Origin of the sequence: Enterococcus sp. DIV1368d, assembly GCF_050542975.1 — a bacterium.
GTDB classification, from domain to species: domain Bacteria; phylum Bacillota; class Bacilli; order Lactobacillales; family Enterococcaceae; genus Enterococcus_D; species Enterococcus_D casseliflavus.
In genome coordinates this window covers 754,433-775,193 of sequence record NZ_CP172939.1, presented here as the reverse complement: position 1 = coordinate 775,193, position 20,761 = coordinate 754,433, and the positions used below count along the sequence as shown (strand labels likewise).

The window sequence follows — 20,761 nt, the reverse complement described above, 5'->3', positions numbered from 1 at the left end:
TTCTCTTTTATCGTTTCTAAGCACCTCGAATCGGATTGCAACAAAAAAGCAATCCCGGAAAAATAGCTTTTCTTCCAGAATTGCCTAGTTCATTTAATCTGTTAAGCGGCCTTGACTTTTGCTTTAAGGACCGGATAGCCTACGTTTTCGATAGCTTTTTGAATCTCTTCAATCGAAGTGACAGCTGAATCAAAATTGGTTTTGACTTTGCTGGAGTTGAATAATACTTTAATGCTGTCTTTATCAATACCGTTAACTGATTTCAAGGCACCTTCAATTTTTTGCATACAACTTGGACAAGACAACGTTTCTAATTGCAATATAGCTTTTTCCATAATTCCTATCTCCTTTATGTGTTTTTATTTTATCCGCAGCAGATTAATGAACACTGCCTTTTCCTCTTTACAACTGTAGTATAGCTCACTTTTAGCAAACGAAAATTGACGCATATCAAGTTTTGCACTTCTTTTTATCTTTTTGCTCAATTCACCATCTTAATAGTCTTTTTCTGCCCCTTATTGCCATCAGAATAATAATAAATTGGTGGATAGTCTTGTCTGCGTATAAACCATACTACAATCGCGCCAATAAACAGGGCCAGAGACAAGGCTTGTGAAACGCGGATCTACTCGCCAATCCATAAACTGTCCGTTCGCATACCTTCAATGAAGAACCGACCCACTGAGTACCACAAAACGTAACTCAAAGCGACTTCTCCTTGACGCAAAAGCTGTTTTCGGTTCCGTATAGTGACGATGAGGACAAAGCCCAACAAACTCCACAATGACTCGTATAAAAAAGTCGGATGGTAGTAGGTACCATTGATATTCATTTGTTCAATGATAAATTCAGGTAAATAAAGATTTTCCAAGAATTGACGAGTAACCGGTCCACCATGAGCTTCCTGATTCATAAAATTGCCCCAACGACCAATGGACTGGGCTAACAATACATTGGGCGCTAAAATATCAAGAACGAGTGCCAAAGAAGTACCTTTTTTCTTTGCATACCAATATAGCGTACCCCCTCCTGCAATCAATCCCCCATAAATCGCAATGCCGCCATTCCAAATCGCAAGGATTTGTCCTGGATTTTGCAGATAATAACCAAGTTCAAATAACACATAATAAAGCCGAGCGCCGAGGAGTCCAATCGGAATTGCCCATAAGGCCATATCGATAATGGTATCCTCTTCCAGTCCTTTTTTCTTTGCTTCCTTGGTGCTCAACTGGAGAGCCGCTAATATGCCCGCTGCAATAATGACTCCATACCAATGAATCACAACAGAACCAATCTCCACCGCATGGGGATTCAAAACGCCTAATACGAATTCCATTCTATTTGCTCATTTCTTCAATTTTTCGCGTCATTCTAGTCATGGTGATGCTGAACAAGATTCCGGCTAAGCTCCATGGAAACCAAACAGTAAATACACTTTTATCTCCCTGGTCACTCGCTTCGTAATACGCCACTTTTCCGTGTCCGATTACGCCGGCTCCTTTTACAACTTCCTCTTCTTTTTCCATAGCTAACCTATCTGCCTCAACAACGTTAGACGTTTTTGCTTCGCCGCCAATCGTGTTCTTGGTGAAAGGGACGACAAAGAATGCACCCGCTGCTGACAACGTGATGGCAACTATCACCCAAAAATAATGCACATTCACCCCTACTTATTTTTACGTTTTGTTCGACAACCCTATCTTAAAGAAAAATAAAACAAAAAAACTTGAGGGTTATCATGTTTGTGCTTTTATTTTTCCAATGAATGAAGGTCGTTCTGTCTTAAAAAAGCCAAAAACGGACAGATGGAAGCAAAAGCACTGAGTTCTGTCCCGTTGTTAATGAAGAGCGACAGAACACCAACGTGTAGAAAAAAGTGTGTCCGATTATTCGCTGTAAAGCAATAAATCATCTAAATCCTGAATCTTGATCCTTTTCCCAGACAGCTGTTGAATCAATCCCTCGTCCTCCAATTCTCCAAATTTGCGACTGATGGTCTCAGGTGTCGTTCCTAAATAGGAAGCAATGTCCTTTTTTTCCATCGGCAGGGTGATGGTGGGAGAGTTGCCCATTTCAGGTTCCACATTTTCTGCCAAAAACAAAACTAAACGGGTAATGACACTCTCCAAGGCTACTTGTGTCGTTTGACGTTCTGAACTTTCTAACCGTTTAGACATTTCCGCCAATAGTTTTAAAGAAATAGCTGGGTATTGTTCCAGAAAATCTTGGACATCTTTTTGCTGAATCATACAGACAACGGTATCTCGGGTTGCTTCGGCATATTCCTCGTGTACTGCATCCGGGTTGAACAAGGTCCATTCTCCGGTGAAATCACCAGGGTTCAAGATCCGCACTAGCTGCTCTTTGCCAGAGTCTGCCAATCGATAAATACGGATTTTCCCACGATTGATAATATATAAAGTATCCTCTTTTTCTTGTGAACGAAACAGAAACTCTCCTTTTTGATACTGTTTCGTGTGGGCTTTTTCAGCAATGTAATTCATCGCGCTATCCTCTAAGTGATTGAATATTGGAACCAAGCGGATACAGGCTGCGTGGTCGCCAATTTCATGATGGGTATGTTTAGTCAATTCATTCTCCCCCTTTATTTATTTTGTTTATATTCGCTGCTTTTATTATATAAGTCTCTTACTACAAAAAAATTGATGCACATCAAGAAAATGGAAAAAGGACTGGAAAGAATTCCAATCCCTAAATCAGCTTCTACTTTTACCTTAATCTTCATCCTCATCAAGAGCGTCATCATCTTCTAATGCTTCTTTACCAATGAACGCTTGCAGCATCCAAATGTTCTTGTCTAAGTCATTTTTAAAAGCAATCAATGTATCTTCTAAAGCATCGTCACCCTCGTCTTGAGCTAAACGAATCGCGCGAATAGTTAGGTCACGAGTGCTTCTGAAGTCCTCGATAATATTTTCAACCATGTCTTCTGCTTTAGCGTATTTATTAACTGCATCTTCCGAAAGCATCGAATATTTTTCAAATTCAACCGTTGTCGAAGCAGGTTTATGCCCAGAAGTAATTAGACGCTCCGCAAGTTTGTCGAACCATTTTTCATTTTCGTTATACAACTCTTCAAATTTTTCATGCAACGTAAAGAAATTGGCTCCTTTTACATACCAGTGATATTGGTGCAGTTTCACATGTAATGTATGCATGTTGCCTAAAAGATGATCCGCAATGGCCGCTGCATTAATTTTCGTATGATGAACATGTTCCTTGTGTTCTTGTTCTTCTTGCAATCTTTCTTGGGGTGTTCTTTCTTGAGTAGCTTTATTTTCAGTCATGATTTATTCCTCCTATAATTTTGGTTTGTTTAAAATAGCTTTCTTTGATTCCTCCTTTTTCTTTACTGAATTTAGTATAGGATAGATTTCCGTTAAAAAAATTGACGCTCATCAAGAAAAGTATTTCTTAATAGACGCCAGGCTTCTCTATTAAATTCAACTGAAATAATCAAAGGAATGAAGTCGTTCCCTCCAAACAAAAATTTCATTAAAGTAGGGCCTAAAAAAAGAATAGCAACTATACTTTGTCAAGAGACCTGACTGCTATTTTTTTGCTTGTTATTCTTCAATTACCAAATGTCTTGCCTTGCAGTATATTTAATACTCTTTCTCACTAGTGTTGCATGCAACACTAGTGAGAAAGAGTATTAATAAGATTAACCTAGAAGAATAACTTTACTTTATTTATGTCATACCATAAATAAAAATTGAAAAGAATTTTTTATTTATTTTTAGTAGATCGATTAATAGGAGTTTTAGCTTGGGAGCGTCAAATTTGCTGAATTAGATATTAGTATTATAAATGTATTTTAAAGAAAACAAGTGTCTTCTTCATAACTATTACATCTCCTCCATCCTCAAAAATTTATACCAAAAAATAAGAAAACAAATGCAATATAAAGGAGAATTCCCCCTCCCAAAACAATAAAAAAGTAGAAAACATATTTAGTCGTTTTGCTAATATCATTCGCATTTCTTATCTTAATACTAATAAAAATATAAAACCCTATGAGTATTAAAAGTGGTAGCATTTTGATCAACAATTTTTATCCTTCCTTTGAGAAAATCGGGAGCGTCAATAATTTTGTGTAAATGATTCTTCCCTACTGCAGATTATTTCTAATTCTCAATCAGTTGGCTTAGCATTTGTTCAAGTTCGCCTTCGGCCTGTTGGAAACCTTTATGACTGCGACCTAGGAATTTTTGGTTGTGAGTATCAAAAGACGAGACTAAGAAACGTTCCATCGACTCTTCATTTTGGAACTGTTCCTTGCGGTGGCTGTATTTCTTGATTTGCTTATTAAAGGATTCAATCAAGTTCGTAGAATAAATACTCTTGCGTATGGCTAATGGGAAATCATAGAAAGTGAGCAAGTGATCGTTCGAAAGAATCGATTCAACCACTTTTGGATAGCTGGTTTTCCATTTTTCCGCAAAAGCACCACGTGCTTCCAACGCCACCTCTTTAGATGAGGCTTGATACACCATTTTAAAATCATCACAGACTTCCTTACGATCATCGACACGCACTTTGTGACTGATATTACGGGAAACGTGTACACAACAATGTTGAAAACGAGCTTTGGGATAGAACCGACTAATCGCTCCTACCATCCCCTTTAAGCCATCCGTGATGAACAGGAGGACATTTTTCAAACCGCGCTCTTGAAGGTCCAATAAAATTTCCTCCCAAATCGTGATGGATTCAGTCGGTGCAATCGCATAGCTCAATACTTCCTTTGATCCATCCGGGCGAATGCCAACTGCGATATGAATAGCTTCCTTGGCGACGGTTTTCCGCTTTAACGGAATATACGTTGCGTCCATATAAATAGCAGCATAACGGTCATGAAGCTCCCGCCCTTTAAACGCCGTTACCTCTTCTGTAAATGATTTTGTTATATTGGACATGGTTTGGGGCGTGTAGTGATGCCCATACATTTTCTCAATCAAGTCTGCGATTTCCGACATGGTAATACCTTTTCGGAAGAGGTGAATGACGGTCTCCTCTAACGTGTCATTCGTCCGTCTATAAGCAGGAACAGTCTGTTGCTTGAACTCACCATTGCGGTCGCGCGGAATCTGGAGATGAAGTTCCCCATACTCGGTCTTGACCGTACGGTCATAGGAGCCGTTACGAGAATTACCCGTGTTAAAACCAATGCGATCATACTTTTCGTAATCTAGGAAAGCCGTTAACTCCGTTTTGAGAAGCGTATTGACTGCTTTCTCCAAATGGACACGGAATAATTCATTCAAATCGCCTTTGTTCGCTAGAGTCTTTAGAATTTCTGTAGTAAAATCGTTCATAGGGAAGTCCTCTCTTCTGTGAATGTGTTGTGGTAACTCTATTCTACAGAAGGGACTTCCTTTTTTCTATTTACACAAAATATTTTACACTCTCCTGAGTTAAACTGAATATCATTCTGTCTATATAAATTTTAAGATGGATTACCATACTTTTGTTTGACTCATTGACAAAAATCTAAAAAACTTATCCTCAGCGAGATTGAGTGTCTTTTACCAGACACAAATCCCTACTACAGATAAGTTTTTTATTTTTTTATGCTTTTAGGCTTTTAGGTATATGGATATTTCAGTTTTTCCTTACTGATAAGTTTCTGTCCGCAAGAATTCTTCTTGCTTTAATAGCTCCTCGATGGAACAATTTTTTTCCAATGCTTCTTTGACAAAAGCAGTGGCTTTTTCATAACCAATTTGCGGTGAAAGGGCTGTAATAGTCCCTGTACTGTTATTTACAGCTTTCGAACAAGCTGTTTCATTGACGGTAATACCTGCCACACATTTATCGGCAAAAATTTGACACGCTTTGGTCAACAGTTGACATGATTCAAATAAATTATGGAACATCACCGGCTCAAAAGCATTCAATTCCAATTCTCCGGAAGCTGCCGCAAAGGTGATGGCACCGTCATTTCCAATCACTTGAAATGCAATTTGACTGATAACTTCTGGAATGACTGGATTGACTTTGCCCGGCATGATCGATGAGCCTGCTTGTCTTGCTGGCAAGTTGAGTTCATGAAAACCAGTTCGCGGACCGCTGGCTAAGAGACGCAGATCATTGGCGCTTTTGTTCAATGTGATGGCAATCGTTTTTAATCCACCTGAAATCGAGGCGAAACTGTCGGTATGCTGTGTACTATCAATCAGGTCATTCGCTGGCCGTAAGGGTCTTGGAAAACGTCGGTTCAATTCTTGATAGAGGTATTCTTGATAGCGATAGGACGCATTAAGACCTGTCCCAATGGCTGTCCCACCCATATTTAAGGTCAATAGTTCTGCCGATAAGTGGTGCAGCCGTTCACGGCAACGCGTCAAACTGTGGGCATATGCAGCGAAACTTTCCCCTACTGTCATTGGCACCGCCTCTTGCAGTTGGGTTCGCCCCATTTTTGCCACGTGCTGAAATTCTTTCGCTTTCATATGCCATCTGTCAATCAACTGTACCAGCGCTTCATCCAATTGTTCAATATATACAAGCAAAGCCAGTTTCCCAGCACTAGGATAGACATCATTGGTGGATTGGCTTTGATTGACATCGTCTAAAGGATGAAGATATTGATATTCCCCTTTCTTATGCCCCATCAATTCTAACCCGCGATTGGCGATCACTTCATTCACATTCATGTTGGTGGATGTTCCTGCTCCCCCCTGAAATGTATCAACAATAAATTCTTCATCCCACTTGCCCATGATGATTTCTTCCGCAGCAGTCACAATGATTTGTGCTTTTTCTTTGGATAGCGTGCCAGATTGTTGATTGGCTAGCGCAGCTGCGGCTTTGATACGTGCTACTTGTTTGATCATCGTCAGATCAACTTTTTGATCAGTGAAAGCAAAATTTTCTTTTGCGCGATAACTATGAATACCATAATAAGCCCCCTCGTATATAGGTAGACTGCCAATTGTATCTGATTCGATCCTCATCATGATTTAAACACCCCTTTTTGTATTATATGTGATAAAATATCACATAAGAGAAAAAGACACGAGCCTTTTCAGCCATCTCTTTGTTAATCCTTGAAATTGATTCCTTTCACTTTGAAAAACAAAGAGAAACAGTACAAAAACAGAAAAGAGGAAAGTATTTGGATGAACTAGATAAAAAGTTGTTGAATCTGTTGCAGCAAAATGGTCGGTTATCGATCAAAAAGTTAAGTGAAGCGTTATTCATCACTGCACCTGCTGTTTCCCAACGAATAAAACATTTAGAAGAAACCGAGCAATTGTTGTATTATCAAGCGACGATTGACTATGAACAAGCCGGCTTGCCGATCAAAGCATTTATCCACCTGTCGATCGAACCACAGCAAAAAGCAAGTTTCTATCCTTTCATACAGGCGATCCCCAATGTGTTGGAATGTGATTGTGTCACCGGCCCTTATTCAATGTTAATCAAAGTCGTTTTCCCTTCTACCAAATCATTGGACAGCTTTATCAATGACTTGCAAAAATTCGGTCGAACCAACACCCAAATCGTTTTCTCGACGCCAGTTCCCTCTCGAGGATATCAATTCTGAAAACCCAAAAAGCGCGCTTATCTCACATAGACAGGCACGCTTTTTTTATATACAGGGGTCACTGGTCATCGACTGGCACTTGCAACCCTCGTGGTCCGACATTCGTTGAAAATACAATGTGGGTTTTGGTATCCCCATAAAATTGCAAATCTGTGATAAACCGATCCAAGACGACCGTATCACTAAAATAAACCTTCAAGAGCATAGAATAATCTCCAGTGATACAGTCACACTCGATCACATTTGGGATGTCTGCGATATAGGCATAGAAGGCTTCTTTATCTTTGGCATTCACTGCGCAATGGACATACGCTTTGATCAGATAACCAAGTTTTTGGTAGTCGATCAGTGCCTGATAAGAACGGATATACCCAAGGGTTTCAAGGTTTTGTACCCGCACAGAAACAGATGGCGATGAAATAAAGCATTGCTCTGCGATCTGCTTGACAGTGACTCGGGCATTTTGCTGCATGATGTTCAGTATCTTGCGGTCTAAGTTATCCATAATCATCCCCCGTTCTCATTATTTTCTCAGTTTATCGAGAAAACAACAGAAGCGCAAGTTGCAGATTACATCCTATGTTAAATTTCCTAACATCAACGCTGAGATAATTGGAAATAGCGATAAACAATCATCGCCCCACAAGCAAACAGACCACACCCAAAAAACATCATGTCAAAGCCAAAAAGACTGGCGATGATTCCCCACAAAAAAGCCCCACCTCCATAAGCTACATCTAAGGCTGCTGAAAATACCGCTGTCCCTTGCCCTCGCTGCGCCTCAGACACCGATTCTAATACAATCGTATTCATCACAGGCAATAAGCCGGCATAACCGACACCATAACAACTCGCGGCCAGAAGCAAGCTACTGAGCTGTGTCGTAAATGGCAACAGACAAAAAGAAACCAAAATCAATAATAAACTGCCATAAATCAATGTAGCCGTTTGGATTTTGGCGAGCAAACGTGGAAATACGACCCGTGTTGTGACCGTCATGATCGACATGACCGTAAAATAATAGCCTGCGCCGATAATCTCACGTTCAAGGGCATATTGTGCAATAAACGCCACCACGCCAGAATTGGCAAAGCATATCAAAAAAAGGATACCGCTAGGAAACACAACCGCTTTGATGCGAAGCAGTTCTCGTAACGATGATTTCGCTTCGCCAGAGTGCGTATTCCTCCGTGAAAAGGGCTGTTCTTTCAAAAAGAAACTCAACAAAAAAGCTGTTCCGCTCAACAAGACAGCCATCCGAAAAAGTACAGGAAATCCATAATTTTCTACAACAGCAAGTCCTATCAACGGGCCGATGGCACTCGGCACAGCCTGGGCGATACTGAAATACCCCAATCCGACTGCTAATTTGCCTTCAGGAATCGTATCAACTGCCATCGTCGCTGCTGCTGTCGCTTGCAAACTATTGCCCACCCCTTGCAAGATGCGCAGACAAAAAAGCATCAATAGCCCCTGCAGCAGATTCAATAAACTAAAATCAATCAACAGAATGGCTAATCCCATACAAAGCAAGACTTTGCGTCCATATCGATCCAATGCCACACCGATTGGCAAACGGCAAAACAAAGCAGATAGCCCCAAGACACCTACAATGGCGCCGGATACTGCTTTAGAACCACCTAAAGAAGCAACATATAACGGCATAGTCCCCATTTGGGTCGTGATGGCTGTCATTGCTAGTACCGTGACCACCATCACTAAGTAAAAATCTTTCGACCAAAGCCGACTAGAGCTGTTCACATTTTCCATATTGTGCCTCGCTTCTATACAGCTAATTGAAAACGTACTTGTGTCAAAAATTGCTGTGTACATTCTTCTTGCGGATCCTCAAAAATTTCTTCTGGTGTTCCCGCTTCTACCACCACACCATCCGCCATGAATATCACTTTATCCGCGACTTCTTGTGCAAATTGCATTTCATGCGTCACGATGATCATCGTTTGCCCACTATCAGCCAGTTGCTTCATGACATTTAGGACATCACCGACAAGTTCTGGATCGAGCGCTGAAGTGGGTTCATCAAACAGTAATAACTCTGGCGTCAAAGCCATCGCTCTGGCGATACCTACACGTTGTTGCTGTCCGCCAGACAGTTGACTAGGATACATCATAGCTTTATCTGCCAAACCCACTTTTTCTAAGGCAGATAACGCTGCTTTTTCTGCCAGTTTTTTTGGGAAACGCCGTGGTGTGCGTAGTCCTTCCGCCACATTTTGCAACACATTCATGTGGCTGAACAGCTCATAGGATTGAAAGACCATCGCTGTTTTGCGGGCGATCTCCAATCGTTGGGTTTTGCCAATATGTGCGAGATCATACTGGAAGTCACCGATAGAATAACTCCCCGCATCAGGCTGCTCCAACAAATTCAAGCAACGCAAAAAGGTCGTTTTTCCAGAGCCGCTAGGACCAATGATGCATACAACTTCCCCACGTTCAATTTGTAAGCCAACATTTTTTAAGATGACTTGTTTATCGAAAGACTTCTTCAATCCTTTGATTTCTGCTTGCAGCATACTCCCACCCTTTCTTTTCTATCGCTCAAAGCGCGATCGTATTGGCAGATTGTCCTTCTAGCAAAATATCTCTTGCATTGTTCAAAGCTGTTTCTGCAATTTCTTGTACAGCCAATTGGGTATAATACGCAATATGCGGGGTCAAAAGCACATTTGGCAGTTGATTCAGCTGTTGATAATAAGGATTTTGATCCCACCCAACTGAAAAATACCGTTCTTCATTGGCGATAGCGTCTAATACAGCACCAGACAAACGCCCTTGCGCGAGTGCGGCAATCAACGCATCCGTATCAACGATTCCCCCACGTGCCGTATTGACCAGACAACTGCCAGGCTTCATCTGTGCAAAAACAGAGGCCGAAAATAGCCCTTCTGATGCTTTTGTCAGCGGGATATGGATCGACAAGACGTCCGATGCAGCAATCAAGGTCTCAAAGGACACATATTCGACAATCCCCTTCAACCGAGGATTTTCACTCCTACTAGTGGCAATCACATGTCCCCCCATATGATAAATCGCTTCTGCGACTAGAGCACCGATTCGACCAGTGCCTAACAAACCGACTGTTACGTCTTGTAGCTCCCGACCAATCACAGACCGTCGATCAAGTTTTCCTTTGATCATTGCTGGAATATTGCGTAAAGCCATCAAGATCGACATCACAGTGTAATGGCCCACCGATGTTGGGCTATAAGAAGGGACATTGGTGACCGTCAACTGATGCTTTTGCGCCCAGTCAAAACGAACACCGTCGACCCCCGTTGATTTGATCGATAACTGCTTCATCCCTAAAATATGCAAGCGTTGGTACAGGGACTCATCTTGCTGCATAGCCAGACTAGGATACAAACAGATGCCGTCGTGCCCTGCTGCCAAATGGATATTCTCCCAAGACAAGCCCTCCATTACGATCGTCACTGGTGTTTTGTGGATAAATTGCCACCGTTCGATATAAGCAATTTCCTCTTCACTTACCCCGTAATAAATCAATTTCATTGGCAACACCTCCTAAATGACCCCTTCATATGCTGGCGGCATAGCGTATTCCAACGCATCACCTAATAAAGCGATCCCTTGATCGATCTGTGCCAATGTCGGCTTCGTAAAATTCAGCCGAAATGAATGCTCATAGCCTTTTCCCGCAACACTCATGATATTGCCTGGAATGACCGCAACTTTCGCCTCATCAAGGTAATCATAGAACCGCTCTGCGTCCATCTCAGTCGATAGGAAACAGGTGATAAAATAGCCGCCTGTTGGTTTGATAAAGGTAAGCTTATCCGTTGGCAGTGCCTGTAATGCTTGCAGCATGCGGGCATATTTCTCTTGATACAACAAGGTCAATTGGGCCACATGACCTTCGAAATCATGATGATCCATATATTCGGCCAATACCACTTGCCAATAAAAATTGGTGTGGGAATCGGCGGATTGCTTGGCCAAAATCAATTTTTCCATTGCAGGACCAGCAGCCATCATAAAACCAATCCGGCTGCTGGGTGCCAAAATTTTTGAAAAAGATCCCGCATAAATGATTCGTCCTTCGGTATCTAATGTTTTCATCTTAGGGATCGGTGTACCTTCATACAACAACTCACCGTAAGGATCGTCTTCAAAAATCAGCACATCATATTGACATGCCAATGCATAAATGGCTTTACGTTTTTCCAATGGCATTGATGTGCCTAAAGGGTTTTGGAAAGTGGGGATCAGATACAACATTTTCACTCTTGCGTCTGTTTTGAGGATTGTTTCTAAAGCGTCAAGATCCATTGATTCTGCTGCAAGATCCATCGGTACCGGCACTGGTATCGCCCCATATCCTTTGATAGCATTCACCGCACCGGAAAATGTTTGCTCCTCGCATAACACCACATCGCCTTCATTACAAAAGACTTTTACCGCCAAATCCATGGCTTGGGTCGAGCCCGAAACCACCAGCACCTCCTCTTCGTTATCGATATTTGACAATTGACGCAAACGTTCTTTGATCAAGGTCCGTAAGCGCGGATACCCCTCTGATGCCCCATACTGCAAGAAAGACTCTGGGTCCGCTTCGTTATATAATTTTTGCGAGATCTCTTTCAATGTAGCCATTGGAAATGCTTCTGTCGGTGGAAATCCGTAAGCAAAGGAAATAGCTGCTGCAGACTCCATATTTTTTTTTGCATTCTCTCTTAATGGAGATGCTTCTAATGTCATGATACGTTGTGCGAATTGATAGGCCATTCTATTTCCTCCCTGCATAGTTGTTAGCCGGCCAGCTGTGTGGTAAAGCGGGCTAAAAAGGCTTTGGTTCGTTCTTCTTTGGTTTCCTCGAATACTTGTTGCGGTGTGCCTTGTTCAACAATATGTCCATTCTCCATGAAAACGACTTTGTCTGCTACTTCATACGCGAATTTCATTTCATGGGTCACCAATACCATGGTCGCACCAGCTTCCGCAATTTCTCTGAGCAGCGCCAATGTCTGTCCCACTAGTTCCGGGTCCAATGCCGAGGTAGGTTCATCAAACAAGATGACCTTAGGATTCAACGCCAACGCACGGGCGATCCCGATACGCTGTTGTTGTCCACCTGACAGTTGGCTAGGATAAAAATTTTGTCGTTCAGACAAACCGACTTGATCCAACAAAGCCTCTGCTGTTCGCAGGGCAGCTTCTTTGCTTTGTTTTTTGGTCACGATCAATGGCATCATGATATTTTCTTTGGCTGTTTTATTTTGAAACAAGGCATAATTTTGGAAAACCATCGCTGTTTGCCGTTGATGGGTCAATATTTCTTTTTTACTTGCTTTGTGCAATGTGGTGGTGGTTTCTCCCAATTGAATCACACCTTGATCTGCTCGTTCCAAAAAATTGAGACAACGCAAGAAGGTCGTTTTTCCCGAACCGGAAGGCCCCAATAAGACGACTACTTCGCCTTTAGCGACATCAAGATCAATCCCTTTTAACACTTCTTGTTTGCCGAATCGCTTATGGATATCCGTTACTTTCATCATAATGCGGCCCTCCTTAGTTTGCGCAACAGCCGATTTTCCAGTAATTGTGCCCCTTTTTCGATGACCAAACTAATCAGCCAATAAATGATCGCAACAGCCACATACGCTTCTAAAAACCGATAATTTTGCTGGGCCGTGATTTTAGCTGCCGCAAAAACATCGACAACACTGACCATGGAAGCTAAGGCCGACGCTTTAACCAATGAGATCAGCAAATTACTGAACATGGGCAATGAAATCGGCCAGGCTTGCGGGAGCAGCACACGACGGATGACTTGTAAGTTCGTCATGCCGATCGATTTGGCTGCATCGAACTGCCCTTTTTTGACTGCCGCAAATGCGCCCCTGAAAATCTCGCTGCTATTGATAGCAGACATTAAACTCAAGGCGGCGATCGCTATCCAAACCATGTTGAAATCTTTAAATCGCAAAGTCCAATGCATCGACTCCGCCCAAATATCAAACTGTTTAGCAGAAATAAGATATAACGCTAAAATCACTAAAACCACTGGGACCCCTTTTAAGACCGTGACAATCACTTGCAGCACTGGTACGAGGATCTTGATCCTATACAGACGAATCAAGGCGATGATCAACCCAACCACCGCGCCAATGACTAGTGCGGTCAACGCCATAAAAAGCGTCGTACCAATATAATGACTTGCTGTTTTCAGCGCTTCGATCATAATAGACAATTGAAAACTCATCGCCATTCCTCCCTATTCTGGGACGTAATCCCCATCTAGATATTTTTCTGATAATTCTTTGATCGTTCCATCTGCTTTCAATTCCTCTAATGCTGTATTGACCGCATCAATAAAGTCTTGGTCAGCTTCTTTGTTGAACAATAAGTAGGCATCTGAGTTGTGGACTGGTTCGCTGCCGATCTCTAGATTTTCACTAAATGAATTGTTCCAATTATCGACTTGATATTCTGGTGCTAACGTTGCATCGACCGCACCTGAAGTGACTGCTTGTACGATTTGCTCGTTGTTGTATTCCCCATAAACCAATTCAAAAGCATCGGGATTTTCTGCCAGATAAGCCTCAGCCATTGCTGCTTGGTTAGTAGCAGTCGTCACATAGACTTTTTTTCCTGCTAAATCTTCGAAGCTATCGTAGACCGTACCGGCATCTGGATCAGAGACAATATACGTATCCCAGACCACATACCCAACATCCCCATAGACGAATTTTTCTTTCCGTTCATCATTGACTTCATATTCATAGGCAGCCATCTGGACTTTATTGCTTTCTAAATTTGATAACGTCGTTGGGAAATCCGCTCCTTCAAAGGTAAAGGTATAATCAAGTAATTTTTCGTCGATTGCTTTAACGACGGCGACATCATAGCCATCATATTCACCATTTTCGTCTAAATAAGCATATGGCAATGCTTCATTCCCAGTACCCACCTTGATTTCTGTTGCATCACTTGCTCCACTGCTTGCAGTGTCGGCAGAACTGCTTCCGCAAGCCCCTAAAACCAAAAGTGTCACCAATGTAATTGCACCTAAAATCGTTTTTTTCATTTGAATTCCTCCCTTTCCCTCTACCCAAAATTTTCCTATGTTGTTTTGATTTTTTGCTGTTTTTTGGTCCATGATATCAGTGGTACTTTTGCTGTTTGTTGTTTTGTTTTCGAAAAACTCATCCGACGTTCCAGACCGGTGAAAACACGTTCTAAGAGGAAGCTTAAGGTAATAAACAAGATCGCCGCACCGACATAGCCTTCAAGTGTATGGAAGGTCACTGCGCCTATCGCTCGCGCTTTGCCGACAACATCCACTACCCCAATGGTAAAAGCCAGCGATGTGTCTTGCAGCAGTGCAATCGTAGTTGTACCAAATGCAGGTAATGCGACACGGACAACTTGCGGTAAAATCACTTGTCGATACATTTGTGTTTTCGTCAATCCGCAAGCAATACTCGCTTCCTTCTGTGTGACCGGTACACTTAGAATCGCAGCCCGGAAAGTTTCAGACTGAAAGGCAGCAGTATTTAATCCGTAGGTGATATAGATGAAAATAATTTTATTCCATGAGGAAACATCGATTTGAATCATTTGTAATAAGGCGGGTACACCATAATACACAACATACAGTTGAACCAATATCGGTGTGCCTCGAATAAATGAAACGAAGACTGCCGCCAGTTGACTCAGAAATGGCACTTTTTCGACACGAATAAATGCAAGTAAAATCCCTAAAAGCAATCCTGTAATCGACGCCACTGCTACTATCATCAACGTAACCGGCAAAGCACTTAAAACCTTTGGAAAATATTCCCAAACTAATTTCCACTGAAAAAATTCCGACATATTGCCCCTCCTTTTTCTGAATATTCTGATTATTAGACAATATTACTAATGGAAAAAAATTTTTCAATAGATTCATTACTAAAACTTCATTAATTTTATAAATTCTCCCTTTTAACTAAAAAAAGAAAGATGCAAACGGCATCTTTCTTTTTAATATAAGAATATAAAATACTACCCGTGGTGCTAGTTAATTTTTTCCTAGAGGAAAATGTCTAAACATGTTGGTAAATCAACAAAAAAACGCATATAGTAGTCTCAAAACTCCCAAGAAATGAGGACTATTTAACAAACTACGATGGTTACGTCGTGACAACTGAACATTTTGACTTAGCCAATCCTGTTACTAAAGTCGATGATATCCCCGATTATGAAATGTACAGTCAAACAATCGATAGCTTAAATAAGCGTTTTGGCAATCGTGTTTTAAAAGGCATCGAAATCGGTTACATCGCTTCTGAAAAGGATCGGATCATCGACTATTTAGCCGATAAAGATTACGATTTAAAATTACTCAGTGTGCATCATAATGGTCAATTTGATTATTTAGATGACGAAGTCAAAGATATGGATCCTGCTATTGTGATTCCTCAGTATTTTGCACAACTTTCAGAAGCACTAGTTGTTATAGAAGCAGATGTCTTTGCTCATTTTGACTATGGTTTTCGGGTATTTGGTCTATCCGTTGCTGAATTTAAACAATATGAAGCGCAGTTTTTACCGATTCTAGATCAAGTAATCAAAAATAAATTGGCATTCGAATTAAATGCTAAGAGCGCTTACTTGTATGACAATTTAGCGTTATATGAATATGTCATCGATTTATATCTTTCACGTGGTGGTACCTTGTTTAGTGTTGGATCAGATGGGCATTACCTTGAACATTTCCGTTTCCATTTCGATGATCTTTTTGCTCTGTTAAAAGCAAAAGGTGTGACGGAATTAGCGATTTATCAAAAAGGAAAGCGAATTATGGTTCCATTACCAGTCTAAAAAAACGTCCTCAGCATCAAAAGTGAGGACGTTTTTTTAGATTTCTTTTTCTAAAATCGGACAAATACGATCTTGTTTTCCTAAAGGAAAATGTTTGATCCCGATTTTTTTAAATCCATGACGTTCATAAAAACGAATACCTGCATGATTTTTTTCATAAACAGTCAAACGTAAATAACGTTTTTGTTTCGTTTTAGCATAACGATTCGCTTCATCGAGTAACCGTTGCCCTAACCCTTTGTTTTGATAATCTTTGAGCAGATAGAGCCGTTGAATCTCTATAGCATCTTTTTCATCATTGACTTTCATATAACCAATGAGTATTTGATGATCCTTAATACCAATAAATTTACTGGTTGACTGTGCCAATTCTACTGCCAATATTTCAGTTGTCAATTGTGTCTGTAAATATCCTTGCATATCAAGTGGATCTGCGCCATCGATAAACGATTCATAAAAACTGACAACACTTACAACTTGTAAAGCATCTAGATCATCATAATCTAAATACGCTAGTGTGATTTGATTGTTCATCTAACTCCTCCTTTTGACATAGTATACTATAAATCACCCGTGGTGCTAGTTAATTTTAATATCCTAAAGAATATCTCAAAGTTCCTTCAAAACGTCGTTGTGCTCGACTTAATAGAACACTGTAAGCCAGTAATATGCTTTCAAATCTACTCTCTAGCCCTTTAACAGAACGTGAGTTGAAATTTTGACAACCTAATTTTTCTAAGGAAGAAAAAACAGTCTCAACTGTTTTTCTTTGTTTTCCAAGTAAGCTGTGGTCTAGTTTTTCTGATTTATCCATGTTTTTACGTGGCGGAACGGATATAGTAATGCCCTTAAGGGCAAGTTTTTCATGGATTTTATGGCTAATATATCCTTTGTCCCCTAGGATATTGGGAAGATTCGCTTCTTCCGATAAAGTCTCTAACACTTTCACGTCATGGACACCTGGATTCGTGATTTAGTAAGTAATCGGAAAGCCAGTCTTAGTAACGATCATATGAATTTTAAGACCATAAAAATAAGATTTTTTTGTTGAGTTATAGCCAACTTTGGCTATTTGATTCAATAGTTTTGCTTGTCTATTTCTAACTGGTTTACATAATAAACTAGGAAAACTATCTATAATTCCGACTAGTTCACCTTTGGTGAGCTTCTTGATGAAAAAGTATCGAATAATCTTGATAGTGTAAGCTAAGTTTGAACTTAAGCGAGTGAATCGACTCCTACTAGGAAAGTCACCATTAGGAAATAAGACGGAACAAACCGCTCTATACGTGGCTCTTTGGCTAGTATAGCCATTAATTATGCCCCATATAACACAAGCAATAATCACTGTATCGCGTTGCTTCAGTTGATCAGTATTTCTTCGGTTTTTAATCTTATCTGGTACACAATTGTGGTATATGTTAGAAACAGTTCTCATAATTTCCTTGAATGTTATAAAAGTATCTGTATAATGTTCAGTATATTTTGATGAACGCATATGTAGTCCTCATTTCTTGGGAGTTTTGAGACTACTATATGCGTTTTTTTGTTGATTTACCAACATGTTTAGACATTTTCCTCTAGGAAAAAATTAACTAGCACCACGGGTTTAATAAGTTTTGTAATAATTACTCGACACGGTAGTTCGTTAGCTACGCAGCCACTGATCGTTGCATAGTTTCTGACATTGTTCTTATGATTCAGTAACTCTTATTTCGTTTGACTCCTAATAGTTCATGGGCGAAGCGCGTCCGTCTAAAATAGTTGTTTCTATCGTTTGAACCTCATTGACAATTTTTGGAGAATCTTACCATTCCTTTTCAGCAGTTAAATGTAAAATTCTTTAATAGCTACGCTTATTTTTCATCCAGAATGATAACCTCCCAAATTTTTCCTTCTATCTATATAGCATCATTTTGTGTTTTACGTAATTGAACTAGTTGAGCAAAATCAATTAAAGATTCAATCGACAATCCAGCATTTCGCAAGTTTTTTGCTAGATAAATCCAATTTAAATCATTGGTAGTATAATCTCGGTAGCCGCTCTCGTGGCGGTGAACGGGTGGTATCACGCCAACACGCTCATAATAGCTTAGTGTATCCACACTTAAATCAAACATTTCAGCTGCTTTTTTATATTCATCGAATCTCCTCCTCATTCTTCTTATTTATAATAAACCATGGAGTTAACTCTAGAGAAACCAGAAGCCTCTTGTCTCTATGCTAATACTATACTAAATACCTCCTCACATTCCGTAGACTATTAAAATATTAAGCAATAGATAAAATCAGTTAAATGCAACTTCTCATATTCTAATGTTTATTAAGTAAGAATAATGTTAAAATAAAAAAACGAAGAGTATTCGGCGCAGTCCAGAAAAACTTCCCCAAGTTTTCTGTGCCGATACTCTTCTTAGATTAATGCATGTTGCTTAATCAGCCTACGCTATATATTTCTTTTTTGCAAGTAATTACGATGTAGAAGCAATGCTTAGGAATCCCTTACGTTTTTTCTATTTTTACTTTTGACTTCTTTTAAGTGCTATACTGGATAAGTACCATGAAAGTAGGTGTTCAAATATGAATACTAATTTTTATCCAGTGGAAGTTTTTAGTTCGGACTACCGTTTATATTCATCAAAAGCAAAAACAAATTTGTATGATTTTCAATCGAGACCACCTTTGATCACGTCATTTGCTGTGCTAAATTTGAAAGAGTTGCACAATATTCAACTCAAATTATTTATTTACGATATTGATATCGAAAAATTTTCTACTTTAGAGGAAGCTAAATCTAGATGTAACTCTCTTATGTATAAATAATTTAACTAGCTGATCATAGCTAGTTTTTTTGTATATCTGTATCTAATGAACTAAATGTTCATCCTTAATCTGCTTAATAAAAAGAAATATTTATCGCAAAACTTATGGTGGCGGATTTAGAAGTTTATAGATTAGCGAATGACACAGAAATATCTGCCATCTGCTATGGGTGAATCAGATAAAATATATTTCTGGATGGTTCCTTTGAAGAGTTTTTCTCCTTCACAGCAACTTTTTAAAGAAGTATACATTTTTTCAGAACCATCCAGATAATAAACATTGATTCCCTGAATCTGATTATAATTAATCGGAGAACGTCGTGTACAAGAAAGTTGATCTCCTAGATATTTCACTTGATTAACAATCATTGGGTCATTAAGCCAATTTTTGTTAAGTGTCAATTTTACGATTAACTGATGAATAGCTTCTTTTTGCATTTTATTCCTCCACTCAAACCAATCGTCTATCCAGTTTACATATACATAGTACGTGATCAAAAAACTCAATCTATTCTTCATTGATTTCAGTTACTCATTAAATTTTTATAATTTATAACTGTTCTTTCCGTAGTATTCGTCACTTCTGAATTTGAAAGGGTTACAACTGCCGAATTGCTGAGTAGCTTTATAATTGTTCCAGCTGCTTGTTTTTTTCTATATCGAAATATGACCTGTTGATCTATATGAAAAGCTTGGCCTTCTATTGAAAGTTGTTGTGGTTTCCATTGTGAAAAACTCATTCTTACCCCTCCTTTGAAGTATGAAAAAACCGCCTCACACATGTTGAGACGGGTTAAAAGGCACTTTTATGCTTTATAGATATTAGCAGCTTGCATACCACGTTGACCTTCTTCAGTATCAAAAGTGACTGCTTGCCCTTCATCGAGAGACTTGAATCCATCTGCTTGAATCGCAGAAAAATGAGCAAAGATATCTTGACCATTCTCTCCGGTTATAAAACCAAAACCTTTGTCTGCATTAAACCACTTTACTGTACCTTTATTCATACTATTTCCTCCTTGTGCATCATTACGAATGCATTTTGTTGCAATAATTGTTTGATAAGCAAAAGGAGAGTATAAATTTCTGTATAGCACTCTTAATACGTTTCAAAGTTTATCACTATAAGTAGTATACCACACAAACTCTTTAGTTGCAACTTTACATAAAAATATTATTTTTTTATAAACTTATCACTCACTATACACTATTTTATTTTTAATGTGCTATACTATCTATATAGAATTTCGCTATGAACGTTATCGTTACCTTTCGTCACTATTTGAGAGAGGAGAATGTATTATGACATTCACTAACAAAACAATTGATTATCGTGTTACTTTGGACACTAACTTAAACTTGTTTATTGTTTTTTCTAAAAATGATGAAACCAAAGTGGCAACCGGTACTACAATCGAAAATGCAATACATGAATTAGAAAAACTAGCATAAGGAGTGAAACTCTCTAATGGCCAAGCTCTTTTCATATTAAAGGCAGCTACTTGTAAGAATGAGTAGC

21 protein-coding genes and 4 pseudogenes are annotated in these 20,761 nt (G+C 39.6%); 3 read left to right on the top strand and 22 right to left on the bottom strand.

Annotated elements, in window-relative coordinates; genetic code table 11:
- Positions 1-101: 101 nt before the first annotated feature.
- From IGJ44_RS03635 to IGJ44_RS03605, 7 genes and pseudogenes are all read right to left on the bottom strand, one after another.
- Complete coding sequence (locus IGJ44_RS03635) at positions 102-335, bottom strand: heavy-metal-associated domain-containing protein (RefSeq protein ID WP_003125439.1); 234 nt, start codon at positions 333-335, stop codon at positions 102-104.
- 146 nt (positions 336-481) lie between these two features.
- Positions 482-1,336 (bottom strand): annotated as a pseudogene (gene lgt / locus IGJ44_RS03630) (prolipoprotein diacylglyceryl transferase).
- Positions 1,321-1,658: pseudogene (locus IGJ44_RS03625) on the bottom strand (hypothetical protein). The pseudogenes lgt and IGJ44_RS03625 overlap by 16 nt, the downstream one beginning before the upstream one ends.
- Positions 1,659-1,886: 228 nt before the next feature.
- The gene (locus tag IGJ44_RS03620) at positions 1,887-2,591 is read right to left on the bottom strand and encodes a Crp/Fnr family transcriptional regulator (protein WP_003125436.1); all 705 of its coding nucleotides are present in this window, start codon (positions 2,589-2,591) and stop codon (positions 1,887-1,889) included.
- Positions 2,592-2,735: 144 nt separating this feature from the next.
- The gene (locus IGJ44_RS03615; protein WP_002292150.1) at positions 2,736-3,308 is read right to left on the bottom strand and encodes a Dps family protein; all 573 of its coding nucleotides are present in this window, start codon (positions 3,306-3,308) and stop codon (positions 2,736-2,738) included.
- A gap of 840 nt (positions 3,309-4,148) precedes the next feature.
- Positions 4,149-5,339 carry an IS256-like element ISLgar5 family transposase gene (locus tag IGJ44_RS03610; RefSeq protein WP_074536899.1) on the bottom strand — a complete coding sequence of 397 codons (1,191 nt, stop codon included), beginning with the start codon at positions 5,337-5,339 and terminating at the stop codon, positions 4,149-4,151.
- A gap of 297 nt (positions 5,340-5,636) precedes the next feature.
- Positions 5,637-6,983 carry an aspartate ammonia-lyase gene (locus IGJ44_RS03605; RefSeq protein WP_003125428.1) on the bottom strand — a complete coding sequence of 449 codons (1,347 nt, stop codon included), beginning with the start codon at positions 6,981-6,983 and terminating at the stop codon, positions 5,637-5,639.
- Between the two features lie 158 nt (positions 6,984-7,141).
- On the opposite strand from IGJ44_RS03605, the gene IGJ44_RS03600 reads away from it, so the two are divergent.
- Entirely contained in the window at positions 7,142-7,573 is a 432-nt protein-coding gene (locus tag IGJ44_RS03600) for an Lrp/AsnC family transcriptional regulator (RefSeq protein WP_003125427.1), read from the top strand.
- Positions 7,574-7,631: 58 nt separating this feature from the next.
- Here IGJ44_RS03600 and IGJ44_RS03595 read toward each other — a convergent pair whose 3' ends face one another.
- The 9 genes from IGJ44_RS03595 to IGJ44_RS03555 form a co-directional block, all read right to left on the bottom strand.
- The gene (locus IGJ44_RS03595) at positions 7,632-8,078 is read right to left on the bottom strand and encodes an Lrp/AsnC family transcriptional regulator (RefSeq protein WP_005470356.1); all 447 of its coding nucleotides are present in this window, start codon (positions 8,076-8,078) and stop codon (positions 7,632-7,634) included.
- 92 nt (positions 8,079-8,170) lie between these two features.
- Positions 8,171-9,343 carry an MFS transporter gene (locus IGJ44_RS03590; RefSeq protein ID WP_074536900.1) on the bottom strand — a complete coding sequence of 391 codons (1,173 nt, stop codon included), beginning with the start codon at positions 9,341-9,343 and terminating at the stop codon, positions 8,171-8,173.
- 14 nt (positions 9,344-9,357) lie between these two features.
- The gene (locus IGJ44_RS03585; protein ID WP_060792673.1) at positions 9,358-10,110 is read right to left on the bottom strand and encodes an amino acid ABC transporter ATP-binding protein; all 753 of its coding nucleotides are present in this window, start codon (positions 10,108-10,110) and stop codon (positions 9,358-9,360) included.
- A gap of 25 nt (positions 10,111-10,135) precedes the next feature.
- Positions 10,136-11,107 carry an NAD(P)-dependent oxidoreductase gene (locus IGJ44_RS03580; RefSeq protein WP_005470349.1) on the bottom strand — a complete coding sequence of 324 codons (972 nt, stop codon included), beginning with the start codon at positions 11,105-11,107 and terminating at the stop codon, positions 10,136-10,138.
- Between the two features lie 12 nt (positions 11,108-11,119).
- Positions 11,120-12,340, bottom strand: a complete 1,221-nt coding sequence (locus IGJ44_RS03575) for a PLP-dependent aminotransferase family protein (protein WP_005470347.1) — start codon at positions 12,338-12,340, stop codon at positions 11,120-11,122.
- 23 nt (positions 12,341-12,363) lie between these two features.
- Positions 12,364-13,110: an amino acid ABC transporter ATP-binding protein gene (locus IGJ44_RS03570; RefSeq protein ID WP_074536901.1), complete on the bottom strand. Its 747-nt coding sequence runs from the start codon at positions 13,108-13,110 to the stop codon at positions 12,364-12,366.
- Positions 13,107-13,817: an amino acid ABC transporter permease gene (locus tag IGJ44_RS03565; protein WP_074536902.1), complete on the bottom strand. Its 711-nt coding sequence runs from the start codon at positions 13,815-13,817 to the stop codon at positions 13,107-13,109. Before IGJ44_RS03565 ends, IGJ44_RS03570 begins: the two co-directional genes overlap by 4 nt.
- Positions 13,818-13,829: 12 nt before the next feature.
- On the bottom strand, positions 13,830-14,642 hold the full coding sequence (locus tag IGJ44_RS03560; protein ID WP_074536903.1) for a transporter substrate-binding domain-containing protein: 813 nt from the start codon (positions 14,640-14,642) through the stop codon (positions 13,830-13,832).
- A 35-nt stretch (positions 14,643-14,677) separates the two neighbouring features.
- Entirely contained in the window at positions 14,678-15,430 is a 753-nt protein-coding gene (locus IGJ44_RS03555) for an amino acid ABC transporter permease (protein ID WP_003125416.1), read from the bottom strand.
- A gap of 306 nt (positions 15,431-15,736) precedes the next feature.
- Here IGJ44_RS03555 and IGJ44_RS03550 point away from each other — a divergent pair, with 306 nt between their 5' ends.
- The gene (locus IGJ44_RS03550) at positions 15,737-16,420 is read left to right on the top strand and encodes a PHP domain-containing protein (protein WP_002335147.1); all 684 of its coding nucleotides are present in this window, start codon (positions 15,737-15,739) and stop codon (positions 16,418-16,420) included.
- 36 nt (positions 16,421-16,456) lie between these two features.
- On the opposite strand, the gene IGJ44_RS03545 is transcribed toward IGJ44_RS03550, so the two are convergent.
- The 6 genes and pseudogenes from IGJ44_RS03545 to IGJ44_RS03520 all read right to left on the bottom strand — a co-directional run bounded on the left by IGJ44_RS03545 (position 16,457) and on the right by IGJ44_RS03520 (position 20,249).
- Entirely contained in the window at positions 16,457-16,954 is a 498-nt protein-coding gene (locus tag IGJ44_RS03545) for a GNAT family N-acetyltransferase (RefSeq protein ID WP_002295755.1), read from the bottom strand.
- A 55-nt stretch (positions 16,955-17,009) separates the two neighbouring features.
- A pseudogene (locus IGJ44_RS03540) lies at positions 17,010-17,918 on the bottom strand (IS982-like element ISEfm1 family transposase).
- Positions 17,919-18,333: 415 nt separating this feature from the next.
- Positions 18,334-18,579 (bottom strand): annotated as a pseudogene (locus IGJ44_RS03535) (MerR family transcriptional regulator); the annotation flags it as partial.
- 795 nt (positions 18,580-19,374) lie between these two features.
- On the bottom strand, positions 19,375-19,680 hold the full coding sequence (locus IGJ44_RS03530; protein ID WP_060792665.1) for a hypothetical protein: 306 nt from the start codon (positions 19,678-19,680) through the stop codon (positions 19,375-19,377).
- A gap of 86 nt (positions 19,681-19,766) precedes the next feature.
- Positions 19,767-19,982, bottom strand: coding sequence for a hypothetical protein (locus IGJ44_RS03525; protein ID WP_010748155.1), 216 nt, complete (start codon positions 19,980-19,982; stop codon positions 19,767-19,769).
- A gap of 66 nt (positions 19,983-20,048) precedes the next feature.
- Positions 20,049-20,249: a cold-shock protein gene (locus tag IGJ44_RS03520; RefSeq protein WP_074536940.1), complete on the bottom strand. Its 201-nt coding sequence runs from the start codon at positions 20,247-20,249 to the stop codon at positions 20,049-20,051.
- 295 nt (positions 20,250-20,544) lie between these two features.
- Here IGJ44_RS03520 and IGJ44_RS03515 point away from each other — a divergent pair, with 295 nt between their 5' ends.
- On the top strand, positions 20,545-20,694 hold the full coding sequence (locus tag IGJ44_RS03515; protein WP_175445299.1) for a hypothetical protein: 150 nt from the start codon (positions 20,545-20,547) through the stop codon (positions 20,692-20,694).
- The last annotated feature ends 67 nt before the right edge of the window (positions 20,695-20,761 follow it).

Bases quoted from the DNA above. Each gene is read 5' to 3' on its own strand.
- IGJ44_RS03635 (WP_003125439.1), bottom strand. From the start codon at position 335: ATGGAAAAAGCTATATTGCAATTAGAAACGTTGTCTTGTCCAAGTTGT.
- IGJ44_RS03615 (WP_002292150.1), bottom strand. From the start codon at position 3,308: ATGACTGAAAATAAAGCTACTCAAGAAAGAACACCCCAAGAAAGATTG.
- IGJ44_RS03610 (WP_074536899.1), bottom strand. From the start codon at position 5,339: ATGAACGATTTTACTACAGAAATTCTAAAGACTCTAGCGAACAAAGGC.
- IGJ44_RS03605 (WP_003125428.1), bottom strand. From the start codon at position 6,983: ATGATGAGGATCGAATCAGATACAATTGGCAGTCTACCTATATACGAG.
- IGJ44_RS03595 (WP_005470356.1), bottom strand. From the start codon at position 8,078: ATGGATAACTTAGACCGCAAGATACTGAACATCATGCAGCAAAATGCC.
- IGJ44_RS03590 (WP_074536900.1), bottom strand. From the start codon at position 9,343: ATGGAAAATGTGAACAGCTCTAGTCGGCTTTGGTCGAAAGATTTTTAC.
- IGJ44_RS03585 (WP_060792673.1), bottom strand. From the start codon at position 10,110: ATGCTGCAAGCAGAAATCAAAGGATTGAAGAAGTCTTTCGATAAACAA.
- IGJ44_RS03580 (WP_005470349.1), bottom strand. From the start codon at position 11,107: ATGAAATTGATTTATTACGGGGTAAGTGAAGAGGAAATTGCTTATATC.
- IGJ44_RS03575 (WP_005470347.1), bottom strand. From the start codon at position 12,340: ATGGCCTATCAATTCGCACAACGTATCATGACATTAGAAGCATCTCCA.
- IGJ44_RS03570 (WP_074536901.1), bottom strand. From the start codon at position 13,110: ATGATGAAAGTAACGGATATCCATAAGCGATTCGGCAAACAAGAAGTG.
- IGJ44_RS03565 (WP_074536902.1), bottom strand. From the start codon at position 13,817: ATGAGTTTTCAATTGTCTATTATGATCGAAGCGCTGAAAACAGCAAGT.
- IGJ44_RS03560 (WP_074536903.1), bottom strand. From the start codon at position 14,642: ATGAAAAAAACGATTTTAGGTGCAATTACATTGGTGACACTTTTGGTT.
- IGJ44_RS03555 (WP_003125416.1), bottom strand. From the start codon at position 15,430: ATGTCGGAATTTTTTCAGTGGAAATTAGTTTGGGAATATTTTCCAAAG.
- IGJ44_RS03545 (WP_002295755.1), bottom strand. From the start codon at position 16,954: ATGAACAATCAAATCACACTAGCGTATTTAGATTATGATGATCTAGAT.
- IGJ44_RS03530 (WP_060792665.1), bottom strand. From the start codon at position 19,680: ATGCAAAAAGAAGCTATTCATCAGTTAATCGTAAAATTGACACTTAAC.
- IGJ44_RS03525 (WP_010748155.1), bottom strand. From the start codon at position 19,982: ATGAGTTTTTCACAATGGAAACCACAACAACTTTCAATAGAAGGCCAA.
- IGJ44_RS03520 (WP_074536940.1), bottom strand. From the start codon at position 20,249: ATGAATAAAGGTACAGTAAAGTGGTTTAATGCAGACAAAGGTTTTGGT.
- IGJ44_RS03515 (WP_175445299.1), top strand. From the start codon at position 20,545: ATGACATTCACTAACAAAACAATTGATTATCGTGTTACTTTGGACACT.